Genomic DNA, 13,088 nt, shown 5'->3' with positions numbered 1-13,088 from the left:
AAAAGGGAAGAAAAGTATTAATATCACGCATAAGAACGCCGGTTTTTTAGATGTGTTTGCTCGCACGAACATCATCCATCAAATCGGCGTTCTTGTTTCTGTCTTTCCCGTGATTCCGTGAAGAACCTAAAAAATGCCCGTCTCGCAGGAGACGGGCATTTTTTTGAGCCTTGGAAAACCCTTACCCGCGGTATTCGCACAGATAAGCGGTGTCCACGGCGACCTTGAGCTGGAACTTGCTGTTGGCCGGTACGTTGAACTGGCTGCCGGCAGCAAAGGTTTCCCAGCCGTTGGCGTCAGGCAGTTTGACGGTCAGGGCGCCAGAGACCACGTGCATGATTTCACGCTGCGCCGTACCGAACTCGTATTCACCCGGGGCCATTACGCCGATGGTCGCCGGACCTTCTGCAGTGCCGAAAGCGATCGACTTGACGGTGCCGTCGAAGTACTCGTTGACTTTAAACATGGGCGATTCCTCGGAAAAGGGTCTGGAAAGGTCGGCCAGTATGCCCAAGGGCAGGGGAGCTGCCTAGGCCGGCAGAATCAGCGGTAACAGGCGCGCCGTATTGCGCGCATCCTCCAACGCCCGATGCTGCTGGCCATGGAACTGCATGCCCGCCAATTGCAGGGCGCCGTTGAGGCCCGGAGGCTTGTCCAGGCGTCGGGCCTTGGCGAAGCGCTGCTTGAGGTTTACATGGGGCGTGTTGGCGAGCGCGCTGGCCAAGCCATGGCGCTGCCACTCCAGTTCCAGCTGCTTGCGATCGTAATCGCCCCAACTGGCCCAGCCTTCCAGGCGCGGCTGATGCTGGCCGAGCCAGCGTTCGAACAGCGGCCACACCTCGGTGATCGGCGCCGCGCCATCGATGTTTGCCTGGGTAATGTGCGTCAGCTGGCGACAGAATGGCGTCAGCAATGGCCGGCGCAGCGGGCGTACAAAGCGCTGGAAATGATCCAGCTCGCGCCCCTGGCGGTTGACCAGGCTCGCGCCGATCTCGATGACTTCCATCTCCGTCACGGGCCAGCCGCCTTCATCCGTTGTGGCTTCAAGGTCAATAATCAGCCAATGAGGCATCGCGCAGGTTCCCGTACTCTTCCTTTTCTGTTGGGGATAGAGCGTAGCCCGGCCGTGTAGTTCCGCCTAGGGGCTATTCGATCTCCAGTAAAACCTGACGATTGCGCACTTGATCTCCGGCAATTACCTGCACGCCCTTGATCACGCCGTCGATGCCGGCGGTCAGTGGATGCTCCATTTTCATGGCTTCGAGCACCAGCAGCAGTTGGCCTTTGGTCACGTTGTCGCCAGCGCAAACCCGCACATCGACGATGGCGCCGTCCATCGGTGCCTTGACTGTGCCACTGCTGGCGTCGGCCTGGCGGCCGGCGACTTGCTGGCTGCGGTTAGTCACCGTGAGGCCGGGTAGCCACAGTTGGTTGCCGTCAAGGTGATAGGCAACGCGGCGGCGGATGCCGTTGAGTACCACGGTGGCGTAGCGTCCGTCGGTGGTGAGTGGCAGCGGGTCAGCGCTGACGGTGTGGATTTCGCCATTGATTTCAAGGCGATAGGTGCAGGGGGCGCTGGCGGTGTTGCGCCATCCCGCCAGGGCTTGAGCATGCTGGTCGGCGCTGTGTGTGTAAAACAGCGCGGCGGCCAGGGCGAGTTGGTCTATTGATGCGGACTGGGGCAGGACTTCGTTGAAGTGTTCTGCGATAAATCCGGTGCTGAAATTCCCTGCGATAAAGTCCGGGTGCTTGAGCATATCGGCCAACAGTTGCCGATTGGTCGCGACCCCTAGCAACAGGGTGTCTTCAACCGCCCGCAGCAGTTTGCGCCGCGCCTCTTCACGTGTGGCGCCATGGGCGATGATCTTGCCCTGCATCGGGTCGTAGAACGGGCTGATGCGCTGGCCTTCCACCACGCCATGATCGATGCGCACGCCCACGGCCGGTTCCCAGCGCAGCACTTCGCCGGTTTGCGGCAGGAAGCCCTGCGCCGGGTCTTCGGCGTACAGGCGCACTTCCATGGCGTGGCCACCCAGGGTGACGTCGGCTTGTGTCAGCGGCAGCGTTTGGCCGGCGGCGATCTGCAATTGCCAATCCACCAGGTCCAGCCCGGTGATCAGCTCGGTTACCGGGTGCTCCACCTGCAGACGGGTGTTCATCTCCAAGAAGTAGAACTGGCCGTGGCGGTCAAGCAGGAATTCCACGGTGCCCGCACCGACGTAATTCACCGCACGCCCGGCCTTCAGGGCGGCTTCGCCCATGGCTTGGCGCAGTGCTTGGGTCATGACGGGGCAGGGGGCTTCTTCGATGACTTTCTGGTGGCGGCGTTGGATCGAGCAGTCGCGTTCGCCGAGGTAGATCAGGTTGCCGTGGCTGTCGCCGAACAGTTGGATTTCGACGTGCCGTGGGTCGATCAGGGCTTGTTCGAGGATCAGTTCGTCACTGCCGAAGGCATTTTTGGCTTCGGAGCGGGCGCTGTGCAGGTTGTTCAACAGGTCTTTTGGGTGGTGCACCAGGCGCATGCCGCGACCGCCGCCGCCGGCGCTGGCTTTGATCATGAGAGGGTAGCCGATGCGCTCGGCTTGTTGTTGCAGGGTGGTGTCGTCCTGTGCGCTGCCTTGGTAGCCGGCGATGCACGGGACGCCGGCTTCGAGCATGGCGAGTTTGGATTGGCGTTTGCTGCCCATCAGTTCGATGGCCTCGACGCTGGGGCCGATGAAGGTCAGGTTGGCGTGTTGGCAGGCGCGGGCGAAATGGGGGTTTTCGGAGAGGAAGCCGTAGCCGGGGTGGATGGCGTCGGCGCCTGTGCGTTTGGCGGCGTTTATGATGGTTTCTATGTTCAGGTACGACTGGTGGACTGGGGAGGGGCCGATGTGGACGGCTTCGTCGGCCATTTGGACGTGTAGGGCTTGGGTGTCGGCGTCGCTGTAGACCGCGACCGTGCGGTAGCCCAGGGCTTGGGCGGTGCGTTGGATGCGGCAGGCGATTTCGCCGCGGTTGGCGATCAGGATTTTGGTGAACTTTGGCATTTTCTGCTCCGGGTACATATCCGTTATTTAGGTAACGGCCACAATTGGTTCCGCTCTTACAGCGGGTCACTTTTGGAAAGGCCCAAAAGTAACCAAAAGGCCTTCGCCCCAACACTCGGCACCTCGCCTAGGCTCGGTGTGCCCGAACGAAGGCTTTGGAGCGTGGGCCGCCGCGATGGGCCCTCCTTGGCCCAGCGCGGCTAACCCGGCGTCCTGCCGGGTTACCCACGCTCCAAAGCCTGCGTTCGGCCAGCGTGTTTGACGGGGCGCCTGAGATCAAAATCAAAAGCACGGCGGCCTGACAGCCGGCCTGAGTGGTGTAGATCAAAAGCGCAGTTGTGGGGGCTGGGTTGAACCAGGCTCCCACATTTGGAATGCATTCCCCTGTGGGAGCTGGCTTGTCGGATCGCCGCACCGCTGCGAAGGCGTTATCTGCACCACCCCGGCTTGCGCTTCTGCACAAACGCCTGCGTCCCCTCAATCCCTTCCTCGCTCCTCACCGCCTCGGCAAACCACTGCGCGCCTCGATCCAGCACAGCCTCAAGCGGCTCATCGACACTGGCCAGCATCAGGGATTTGGTCCGCCCATTCGCCCCCGGCGCGCACCGCAGCACTTGCCCCAATACCTCATCCAAGCGCTCTGCCAACGCCTGCGGGTCGCGCTCGGTGAAGTGCACGACGCCCAGCCGCTGCGCTTCCACACCATCAAACCGCGCCGCCGTCAGCGCCAGTCGCCGCGCTTGGGTCAGGCCAATGCGCTTGACCACAAACGGTGCCATTTGCGCCGGCAACAATCCCAGGCTGGTCTCCGGCAATCCGAATTGCGCCTGGTGGTCCGCAATCGCAATATCACTCACACACGCCAGCCCGAACCCACCGCCCAGCACCGCGCCTTGCAGCACCACGATCACTACTTGCGGCACCGCTTCCACTTCTTGCAGTAACGTGCCAAACGCTCGATTCAGCGCCTGTAGTTGGTTGTCCGCAGTGACTAGGTCCTTCACATCGGCCCCGGCGCAGAAATGTCCGCCCGCGCCGCTGATTACCAGCGCGCGCACCTGGCCGTCCAGTTGTGCCACTACGGCGCGCAGTTCGTTGACCATCTCCAGGCTCATCGCATTGCGGCTTTCCGGTCGGTTGAGGGTGATGTGCAGCACGCCGTTGTGCGGTTCCAGCAGCAAGGTATTCATGATTTTTTGCCCGGCAGGGTGCCCATCAGTTTGCAGATGATGCCCAGCATGATTTCGTCGGCGCCGCCGCCAATCGACACCAGCCGCACATCGCGGTATGCGCGCGCTACCGGGTTGTCCCACATAAAGCCCATGCCGCCCCAGTATTGCAGGCAACTGTCGCTGACTTCGCGGCCCAGACGCCCGGCCTTGAGCTTGGCCATGGAGGCCAGGCGCGTTACGTCCTGGCCTTTGATGTATTGCTCGGTGGCCTGGTAGACCAACGCGCGCAAGCATTCGATTTCGGTGGACAGTTCGGCCAGGCGAAAGTGGATGACTTGGTTGTCGATCAGCGCCTTGCCGAAGGTCTGGCGTTCTTTGCAGTAGTCGATGGTGCTGTCGATGCAATGTTCCAGGCCCTTGATCATATTGGCCGCGCCAAACAGGCGCTCTTCCTGGAACTGCAGCATCTGCATCATGAAGCCTGCGCCTTCGTGGCCGATGCGGTTGCGCTGGGGTACGCGCACGTTGTCGAAAAACACCTGCGCGGTCTCGGAGCTGTGCATGCCGAGTTTTTCCAGGGGCGGGCTGACGCTGATGCCGGGGGTGTTCATCGCCAGCATGATCAGTGATTTGTTGATGTGCGGTTTGTCGTCGGAGGTGTTGGCCAGCAGGCAGATGAAATCGGCGCTGGGCGAGTTGGTGATCCACATTTTGCTGCCGTTGATCACGTAGTCGTCGCCGTCTTTGCGCGCATGGGTCTTGAGCCCGGCCACGTCGGAACCGGCGCCGGTTTCCGAGACGCCGATGCAGCCGACCTGTTCGCCGCTGATGGCCGGGCGGAGGAATTCGTCGCGCAGTTCATCGGAGCCGAAGCGGGCGAGGGCGGGGGTGCACATGTCGGTTTGCACGCCGATGGACATGGGGATACCGCCGCAACGGATGGTGCCGAACTCTTCGGCGGCGACGATAGAGTAGCTGTAGTCCAGGCCCATGCCGCCGAATGTCTCCGGTTTGGAAATGCCCAGCAGGCCGAGGTCGCCAGCCTTGCGGAAGATCTCGTGGATGGGAAAGCGGCCGGCTTTTTCCCATTCATCCACATGGGGGTTGATCTCGCGGTCGACGAAGGCACGCACGGTGCGGCGCAGTTCCTGGTGTTCCTGGGTGAAGATCATTTTTCTTGTTCTCCTGATCGCGACGCGCAGCGTCCCGGCGAAATTTAGAGACGCGCTACACCGAAAGTATTGGCTTGCAACTCACGCACCTCGGCCTCGTGGCAGGTATCCAGCAAAAAGCCCAGCAAGGTCCGCGTATCCCGTGGATCAATCAGCCCGTCGTCCCACAGGTTGGCGCTGCCGTACAGCGCGGTGGACTGGCTGTCGAGCTTCTGCGCGGTGACCTGCTCCAACATATCCAGCACCTTGGGGTCCGGCACCAGGCCGTCCTTCAACTGCTTGGCCTCGGTGACAATCCGCAGCACCTTGCCTGCCTGCGCGCCACCCATGACCGCCGTGCGGCTGTTGGGCCAGGCGAAGATAAAGCGCGGGTCCAGGCCGCGGCCGCACATCGCGTAGTTGCCGGCGCCATAAGAGCCGCCCACCACCACCGTGAGTTTAGGCACGCGGGCATTGGCCACCGCCTGGATCATCTTTGCGCCGTGTTTGATCACACCTTGTTGTTCCGACTCGGTGCCCACCATGAAACCGGTGGTGTTGTGAAGGAACAGCAGCGGTGTGCGGCTTTGGTCGCAGAGCTGGATGAATTGCGCGGCCTTGCTCGCGCCCTTCGGCGTGATGGGGCCGTTGTTGCCGATCACACCGACGGCGCGGCCCTGGATGTGCAGGTGGCCGCAGAGGGTGTGGGCGTCGAACTCGCCTTTGAATTCGAGGAACTGCGAGCCGTCTGCCAGGCGCGCGAGGATTTCGCGCACGTCGTAGGGTTTTTTCGGGTCATCGGGGATCAGGCCCAGCAGTTCTTCGATGGGGTACAGCGGGTCTGCGAAGGCGCGTTTCGGCGCCAGCGGCAGGCGATCGTCCCAAGGCAACAGGCTGACAATCTCACGTGCGATGCGAACGCCATCGGCGTCATTTTCCGCCAAGTATTCGGCGGTGCCGGCCGTTTGTGCGTGCATCTCGGCGCCGCCCAGTTCTTCATCGGTCGCCACTTCGCCGGTCGCGGCTTTAAGCAGCGGCGGGCCGGCGAGGAACAGTTTGGCCCGGCCGCGCACCACCACCACGTAATCCGACAGCCCCGGCTGATACGCACCGCCCGCCGTGGCCGAGCCATGCACCACGGTGATCTGCGGCAAGCCCATGGCCGACATGCGCGCCTGATTGGCAAAGCTGCGCGCGCCCTCGACGAAAATCTCGGCGGCATAGTTGAGGTTGGCACCGCCGCTCTCGGCGAGGGTCACCACCGGCAGTTTGTTCTCCATGGCGATCTGTTGCAGGCGCAGGGATTTCTTCAAGCCCGTGGGGGAGATGGTGCCGCCCTTGATCGCGCTGTTATTGGCCACCACCAGCATGCGCACGCCGCTGACGTAGCCGATCCCGGCGATCAACCCACCGCCGGCGGCGCTGCCGTCCTTGTCGTCGTGCAGCTTGTAGCCGGCCAGGCTGGCCAGCTCCAGAAACGGCGCGCCGGGGTCCAGCAAAAGGTTGAGGCGCTCGCGGGGCAGCAGTTGGCTGCGCTTGTCGAACTTGGGCTTGGCGTCCTGTGCCTTGCTCAGCAGGGTGTGTTCCAGTTCGCGCACGTGAGCGATGGCGGCGAGCATGGCTTCGCGGTTCTGCGCGAACGGTGGGCTGTGGGTATCGATCAGGGATTCAATCACTGGCATGGCTTATTTCTCCGCCTTGAGCACATCCGGCAGGTCGGCGCGGTGGAAGCCGTTGAACGGTTCGCTCGGCGGTTGCGCCTTGTGCAACGGCCAGGCGCGGCTGCCGAGGCTGGCGGCGCCGTCGATGCGCAGGGTGCTACCGCTGATAAAGGCGGCGGCGGGGCTGAGCAGGAAGACAATGGCCGCGCTGACTTCCGACTCGGTGCCGATGCGCTTGAGCGGCACATGTTCGCGCAGGGTTGGAATCACTGCCTTGAAGGCGCCTTCGTAGGTGTCCATGCCGCTGGAAGCGATCCAGCCCGGCGCGACGGCGTTGACTCGCACGCCGGCACAACCCCACTCAACGGCGGCGGTCTTGGTGAAGTTGTCCATGCCGGCGCGCGCCGCGCCCGAGTGGCCCATGCCGGGCATGCCGCCCCACATGTCCGCGAGCATGTTGACGATGGCACCACCATGCTTGCTCATGGATTGGTTGAACACTTCACGGGCCATCAGGAAACCGCCGACCAGGTTGGTGCGCAGCACGGTTTCAAAGCCTTTCTGGTTGATCGAGGCCAACGGTGACGGGTACTGGCCGCCGGCGTTGTTTACCAAGCCGTGGACCTCGCCGTGTTCGTTCAGGATCTGGCTGACCAGCGTCTTCACGGCTTCTTCATCACGAATGTCGCAGGCCTGCCAATGAGCGATGCCACCGTCTTCAGCGATTTCCGCTGCGACCGCTTGCAGCTTTTCCGGCTTGCGTCCCACCATAATCACCTGGGCGCCCAAGGCTGCCAATTCGTGTGCAGTGCAACGGCCAATCCCGCTGCCACCGCCGGTGACAATCACGGTCTGCCCCTGGAACAGGTCGGCTTTGAAGATCGAGTCGAAGGCCACGGCAACGCTCCTGTTATACAAGTTGATCGGCTATGTGCTGCGGCACCGCAATCGGGATTTCCAGCAGTTGCTGGGCGAAGGCTTTACCTTGCGGGTCAATGCGCAGGCTGGCGATGCCGCCACCACCGAGTGCGTTTTCCAGCAAAAAGTTGAGGCTGTGGCTGCCGGGCAAATACCAGCGCTCGACGCGGCCATGAACGGGATCCAGTACGTGGCCCATCCAATCGACAATCACCTGCGGGGTCAGCGCTTCGGCGATCCACGGCAGGTAGTCGGGATCGCGGGCGATCACGCCGATATTGCTGTGGTTACCCTTGTCGCCGGAGCGCGCCACGGCCAGTTTCACCAAGGGCACGCTGGCGTCGGCAAGGCCTTGGGGTTTGGGTGGGGCGACCGGCGCAGCGGGCAGGGTGGGGGCGTTGGCAATCGGCAGTGCGCAGGTGTGGCGTCCGCTCCGGAGGTCGATTTCCAGTTCGCAAACGGATTTGTCGATCAAGAACGAAAACAGCCGAATCAGCGGATACACCGTTGGCCGCCCGCCGACGATGCCGGTCAGCCCTGGCGCCATGCCGGTGGCTGCCTGGGCAATCTCGCGGGCGAACAGCACCAGCGCCTGTTTACTGGGGTGTCGCACCGCCAATTTCACCACCACTTCGCGGCAGTCCTGGCGCATCGCATGGGCGCCATAAGTCGCTTCGCTGCCCAGCAGTTCGATATTCACCTCGGTATAGGGCGCCCAGCCGCGTTGGCTGAACAGCTCCGAGGTTTTGTTGATGATCGCCTGGCCGACCCGTTCGGCCTTGGCCACCGCATCGATCCCGGCGATCAGGCAACTGGCGGTGCAGCGAAAACCCTCCGGGTAGGTGGCGCTGACTTTGTACTGGGCGGTTGGGGGCGAGCCCTTGGCGCCATGCAGGCGTACCTGGTTCTTACCTTGCTGCTGCAATTTGACCTGGCTGAAATCGCAGATTACATCCGGTAGCAGGTAGGCATGCGGATCGCCGATTTCATACAGCAACTGTTCGGCCACGCTGAGTTCGCTGATCAGCCCACCGCTGCCGTCGACTTTACTCACAATAAACTGGCCGTCGTCGCTGACGTCTACGATAGGAAAACCGATGTGCTCGTAGTCCGGTACCGCGCGCCAATCGGTAAAATTGCCGCCGGTGCACTGCGCGCCGCATTCGATGATATGCCCGGCCAGTGCGGCCTGGGCGAGGCGGTCGTAATCCTGCCAGGACCAGTTGAACTCATGCACCAACGCCGCGCTGACCACCGCGCTGTCCACCACGCGGCCGGTAATGACGATGTCCGCGCCCAATGCCAGCGCCTGTGCAATGCCCGGTGCGCCGAGGTAGGCATTGGCGGACAGGCACATCGGCGGTAGCGGTGCGCCATTGAACATATCGGTGATGCCGTGCAGCTGCTTGAGCTGGGGTTGCAGGTCATCGCCCAGTAGCACGGCGATGTTCAGTTCAACGCCCGCCTTGTCACAGGCTGCTTGCAGAGCGGCGGCGCAGGCCTGGGGGTTGATGCCGCCAGCGTTGCTGATCACACGGACGCCCTGGCGTTGGATATCGCCCAGCAACGGCGTGAGCACCTCGACAAAATCCGTCGCGTAGCCGGCCTGGGGATCTTTCATCCGCGCACCGGCCAGGATCGACATCGTGACTTCCGCCAGGTAGTCGAAGACCAGGTAATCCAGCTCACCGCCGTGCACCAACTGCGCGGCAGCGGTACAGGTGTCGCCCCAGAAGGCGCTGGCGCAGCCGATACGAACCGTCTTGCTCATGAGAAATCCTTCCTCGAATGGCTGCTAGCGAGCCTACCAAGCAAGCGCTTGGTTTGTAAACTCCGTTCACAAGTTTTAGCCAAGCGCTTGCTTGGGTGGCCGTCACGGCCTAAATTGCCGGCCAAGACGTCCGTGGAAGTAGAGGAGAGAGGCATGGATGAGCATAAAGCCCTGCGGGTGATGCGCACCATGATCGACGGCGGCCAATTGACCGACCCCGAAAGCGCTCGTGGCAAGCTGCTGCAAACGGCGGCCCACCTGTTTCGCAACAAGGGTTTCGAGCGCACCACCGTGCGCGACCTGGCCAGCGCAGTGGGCATCCAGTCCGGCAGCATCTTTCATCACTTCAAGAGCAAGGACGAGATCCTGCGCGCAGTGATGGAAGAAACCATCCACTACAACACCGCGATGATGCGCGCTTCTCTTGAGGAAGCTACCGACGTACGCGAACGTGTGTTGGCGCTGATCCGCTGCGAATTGCAGTCGATCATGGGCGGCAGCGGCGAGGCGATGGCGGTGCTGGTATATGAATGGCGCTCGCTGTCGGCTGAAGGCCAGGCTGAGGTGTTGGCCCTGCGCGATGTGTACGAGGCGCTGTGGCTGCAAGTACTGGGCGAGGCCAAGGACGCCGGCTATATCCGTGGCGATGTGTTTATCACCCGGCGCTTTCTGACCGGCGCTTTGTCCTGGACCACCACTTGGTTCCGCGCCGAGGGCAGCATGACGCTCGAGCAATTGGCCGAAGAAGCCATGCTGATGGTTTTGAAAGCCGATTAAGGTGCAAGGCATTAATTTGCCGGTGAAAAGTTGTCTCGCCAGACAAAAACGCCTAGCTTATCGCCATCAGAGTGTTGAACGGTGTGTGCCTTGATGTTTTCGCCATGGCGGCTGGCTGCAGGACTAACTTTTTGGGCAGTGGGCACCGCGTGGTGTATGCCGGCTTCGGCTGCCCAATTGGTAAGGATTGGCGCGGCGCATTTCCCGCCGTACACCGTGCGTCCGGAGCAGGGCGCTGACACCGGTTTGCTGCCGCAACTGGTCGAGGCTTTGAACGCCTCGCAGACCGACTATCAATTTGTGCTGGTGCCCACCTCAATTCCGCGACGTTTTCGCGATTTCGAGCAGGGTCGGATTGATATGGCCATCTTCGAAAACCCCGACTGGGGCTGGCAGGAGATCACCCACACAACAGTCGACATGGGCCTGGAAGACGCGGAAATTTTCGTCGCCCAACGTGAGCCCGGTCGCGATCAGGCCTATTTCGCTGACCTGAACGGCAAGCATTTGGCGGTCTTCAGCGGTTACCACTACGCCTTCGCCAACTTCAACCCCGATCCCAAGTACATGGCAGAGCACTTCAACGCCACGTTGACCTACTCCCATGACAGCAACCTGTTGATGGTCGCGCGCGGGCGGGCCGACATCGCCTTGGTGACCCGTTCGTACCTGAGTGATTTCATGGTGCGCAATGCGGACATGGCCGGGCAGTTCCTGGTGTCAGAGCGTATCGACCAGGTCTATCACCACTACGCGTTGCTGCGCCCCAAAGCGCCGATCACGGGGGAAGCGTTTTCCGCGTTGCTCAAGCGCTTGCGCGAAAATGGCGAGATGTTGAAGATTTTCGAGCCGTATCGGATTGATGTCATGCCGATACCCTGACAGGCGCAACGCAGATCAAAACTGTGGGAGCTGGCTTGCCAGCTCCCACATTGTTTACAGCGGCGCTGTCAGGCCCGCCGCGCAAACGTATCGCTGTGGTTGCCCGACACCTTGCGGCAATGCACCAGCGCATCCCGAATCATGAAATTCACCAAGGTCGGCGATACGCCGAGTTCCTTGGCGATATCCTTTTGCGGCACGCCATGCAGGCGGTACATCTCGAACGCGTAGCGGGTGCGCTGCGGCAACTCCGTCAGGGCGTCGGCGATGTTTTCCAGGGTGTTGAAATTGATGTGCGAGGTTTCCGTTGAAGCGCCGTGAATGACCACATTCAAGCCTTCCTCTTCGGTGCCTGAGTATTTGAGCTCCAGGGCCTGCTTGCGGTAGTGATCTATCGCCAGGTTGCGCACGATCTGGAACAGATAGCTGAGCTGGGCCTTGAACGATGAGGTGATCGTCGGCGCCGACTGCAGGCGGAAGTAGGCATCCTGCACTACGTCTTCGGCCCGGGAGCGGCACCCGGTAATACGTGCCGCAATCTTCACCAGAATCAGTCGATTATCGACGAACGCCTGGAGAAGCGGTGAGTTGCACCTGCCTGTGGATACTTGTTCCGTCATGGAAATCACCTTGTCGCAAAAGAGGTTAGGGGAGGGCGTCCTTGCTGAGGCCTCCTACACATCGGGCAACAAATTATGATGAATGATAATGATTGTCAAATGAGAAGGCGAACTAATCTTATGCGTTCTTGTTAGGTGTGAACCGCGTCTCGCTTGTACCCGACGACTAATTATTTGCCGGCGCCGTCCGTTCTTCTGGGTGACAGGTCCGTTAGTAAAACGACCAGGGATCAACACCCGCAGGAGGACGAGATGGGTTTGCATCGTGTGCACAGCGTGTTTCAGTTTGGAGTCGTCGCCTGATGAGTACGCCGGCTCGACTGCGCCTGTTCTGCCTGCCTCATTCGGGCGCCAGCGCCATGGTTTACGCGCGCTGGCGCCGGGCCCTGCCGGACTGGTTGCACGTGTGCCCGCTGGAGTTACCCGGGCGTGGCATGCGCATGGATGAACCTTTGCAGCGCGATATCAAAGCCTTGGCCGCACAGCTTGCGGATGAAATCAGCCGCGACTTGAATGGCCCTTATGCCTTGTTCGGCCACAGCCTCGGCGGCCTGCTCGCCTTCGAACTGGCCCACGCGCTGAATGCACGCGATGTGCCTGCGCCGTTGGCGCTGTTCGCCTCCGGTACAGCCGGGCCGGCACGCCGCGACGTCAGCGAATACGCCATCGAAAAGACCGACGAACAACTGATCGCCCGCCTGCGCGAGTTGCAAGGCACCGCCGAAGAAGCCCTGGCCAACCCCGAGTTGATGCAGTTGATGCTGCCAATCCTGCGCGCCGATTTTCTCTTGTGCGGCAGTTTTACCTATGGCGAGCGGGCGCCGCTGGGCATGCCGATTCATGTGTTTGGCGGCAAACAGGACAGCGTGCGCGCCGACCAGTTGCTCGACTGGCAACTCGACGCCGCCAGTGGCTTTTCCCTGGACATGTTCGACGGCCACCACTTCTTCCTCATCCAACATGAAAGCGCCGTGCTGCGCTGCGTGCGGCGCTACGCCGACGAACACCTGGCCCGCTGGCGCAATGGCGCGGCGCGGCAACTGGCCACCGGCTAAAAGCCCCCCCCCCCATTCCCGAATTTCCCGCAAGCCGATTTCAGGCAGGAAC

At 61.7% G+C, this 13,088-nt stretch carries 12 protein-coding genes; 3 read left to right on the top strand and 9 right to left on the bottom strand.

The annotated features are described in order from the left end of the window. Positions 1 to 181 precede the first annotated feature (181 nt). The 8 genes from AACY52_RS07600 to AACY52_RS07565 form a co-directional block, all read right to left on the bottom strand. A complete protein-coding gene (locus tag AACY52_RS07600; protein WP_339436299.1) occupies positions 182 to 466 on the bottom strand; it encodes a pyrimidine/purine nucleoside phosphorylase in 285 nt (94 codons plus the stop codon). Positions 467 to 529: 63 nt separating this feature from the next. Beyond that, positions 530 to 1,072, bottom strand: a complete 543-nt coding sequence (locus AACY52_RS07595; protein WP_339436298.1) for an exonuclease domain-containing protein — start codon at positions 1,070 to 1,072, stop codon at positions 530 to 532. A 73-nt stretch (positions 1,073 to 1,145) separates the two neighbouring features. Beyond that, positions 1,146 to 3,029 carry an acetyl/propionyl/methylcrotonyl-CoA carboxylase subunit alpha gene (locus AACY52_RS07590; protein WP_339560392.1) on the bottom strand — a complete coding sequence of 628 codons (1,884 nt, stop codon included), beginning with the start codon at positions 3,027 to 3,029 and terminating at the stop codon, positions 1,146 to 1,148. Between the two features lie 428 nt (positions 3,030 to 3,457). Next, positions 3,458 to 4,219: an enoyl-CoA hydratase-related protein gene (locus AACY52_RS07585; RefSeq protein WP_339560391.1), complete on the bottom strand. Its 762-nt coding sequence runs from the start codon at positions 4,217 to 4,219 to the stop codon at positions 3,458 to 3,460. Beyond that, positions 4,216 to 5,373: a citronellyl-CoA dehydrogenase gene (atuD, locus tag AACY52_RS07580; RefSeq protein ID WP_339416573.1), complete on the bottom strand. Its 1,158-nt coding sequence runs from the start codon at positions 5,371 to 5,373 to the stop codon at positions 4,216 to 4,218. The genes AACY52_RS07585 and atuD overlap by 4 nt, the downstream gene beginning before the upstream one ends. Before the next feature lie 44 nt (positions 5,374 to 5,417). Continuing rightward, a complete protein-coding gene (gene atuC / locus AACY52_RS07575; protein WP_339416571.1) occupies positions 5,418 to 7,034 on the bottom strand; it encodes a geranyl-CoA carboxylase subunit beta in 1,617 nt (538 codons plus the stop codon). Between the two features lie 3 nt (positions 7,035 to 7,037). Further along, the gene (locus tag AACY52_RS07570; protein WP_339506343.1) at positions 7,038 to 7,910 is read right to left on the bottom strand and encodes an SDR family oxidoreductase; all 873 of its coding nucleotides are present in this window, start codon (positions 7,908 to 7,910) and stop codon (positions 7,038 to 7,040) included. A 13-nt stretch (positions 7,911 to 7,923) separates the two neighbouring features. Then, the gene (locus tag AACY52_RS07565; RefSeq protein WP_339497016.1) at positions 7,924 to 9,702 is read right to left on the bottom strand and encodes an acyclic terpene utilization AtuA family protein; all 1,779 of its coding nucleotides are present in this window, start codon (positions 9,700 to 9,702) and stop codon (positions 7,924 to 7,926) included. Positions 9,703 to 9,855: 153 nt separating this feature from the next. On the opposite strand from AACY52_RS07565, the gene AACY52_RS07560 reads away from it, so the two are divergent. Both AACY52_RS07560 and AACY52_RS07555 read left to right on the top strand, forming a co-directional pair. Next, positions 9,856 to 10,479: a TetR/AcrR family transcriptional regulator gene (locus AACY52_RS07560; protein WP_339416566.1), complete on the top strand. Its 624-nt coding sequence runs from the start codon at positions 9,856 to 9,858 to the stop codon at positions 10,477 to 10,479. Positions 10,480 to 10,572: 93 nt separating this feature from the next. Beyond that, positions 10,573 to 11,361 (top strand): transporter substrate-binding domain-containing protein, encoded by a 789-nt coding sequence (locus tag AACY52_RS07555; protein WP_339427414.1) that lies wholly within the window; start codon positions 10,573 to 10,575, stop codon positions 11,359 to 11,361. 68 nt (positions 11,362 to 11,429) lie between these two features. Here AACY52_RS07555 and AACY52_RS07550 read toward each other — a convergent pair whose 3' ends face one another. Then, a complete protein-coding gene (locus AACY52_RS07550; protein WP_339416562.1) occupies positions 11,430 to 11,981 on the bottom strand; it encodes an RNA polymerase factor sigma-70 in 552 nt (183 codons plus the stop codon). A 302-nt stretch (positions 11,982 to 12,283) separates the two neighbouring features. Here AACY52_RS07550 and AACY52_RS07545 point away from each other — a divergent pair, with 302 nt between their 5' ends. Continuing rightward, positions 12,284 to 13,036 carry an alpha/beta fold hydrolase gene (locus tag AACY52_RS07545; RefSeq protein ID WP_339455456.1) on the top strand — a complete coding sequence of 251 codons (753 nt, stop codon included), beginning with the start codon at positions 12,284 to 12,286 and terminating at the stop codon, positions 13,034 to 13,036. Positions 13,037 to 13,088: the final 52 nt, after the last annotated feature.

Source organism: Pseudomonas sp. EA_65y_Pfl1_P113, from assembly GCF_963970525.1.
GTDB lineage: Bacteria > Pseudomonadota > Gammaproteobacteria > Pseudomonadales > Pseudomonadaceae > Aquipseudomonas > Aquipseudomonas tritici.
Note: the sequence above shows the minus strand (reverse complement) of the source record. Positions and strands in the feature narration are given on the sequence as shown.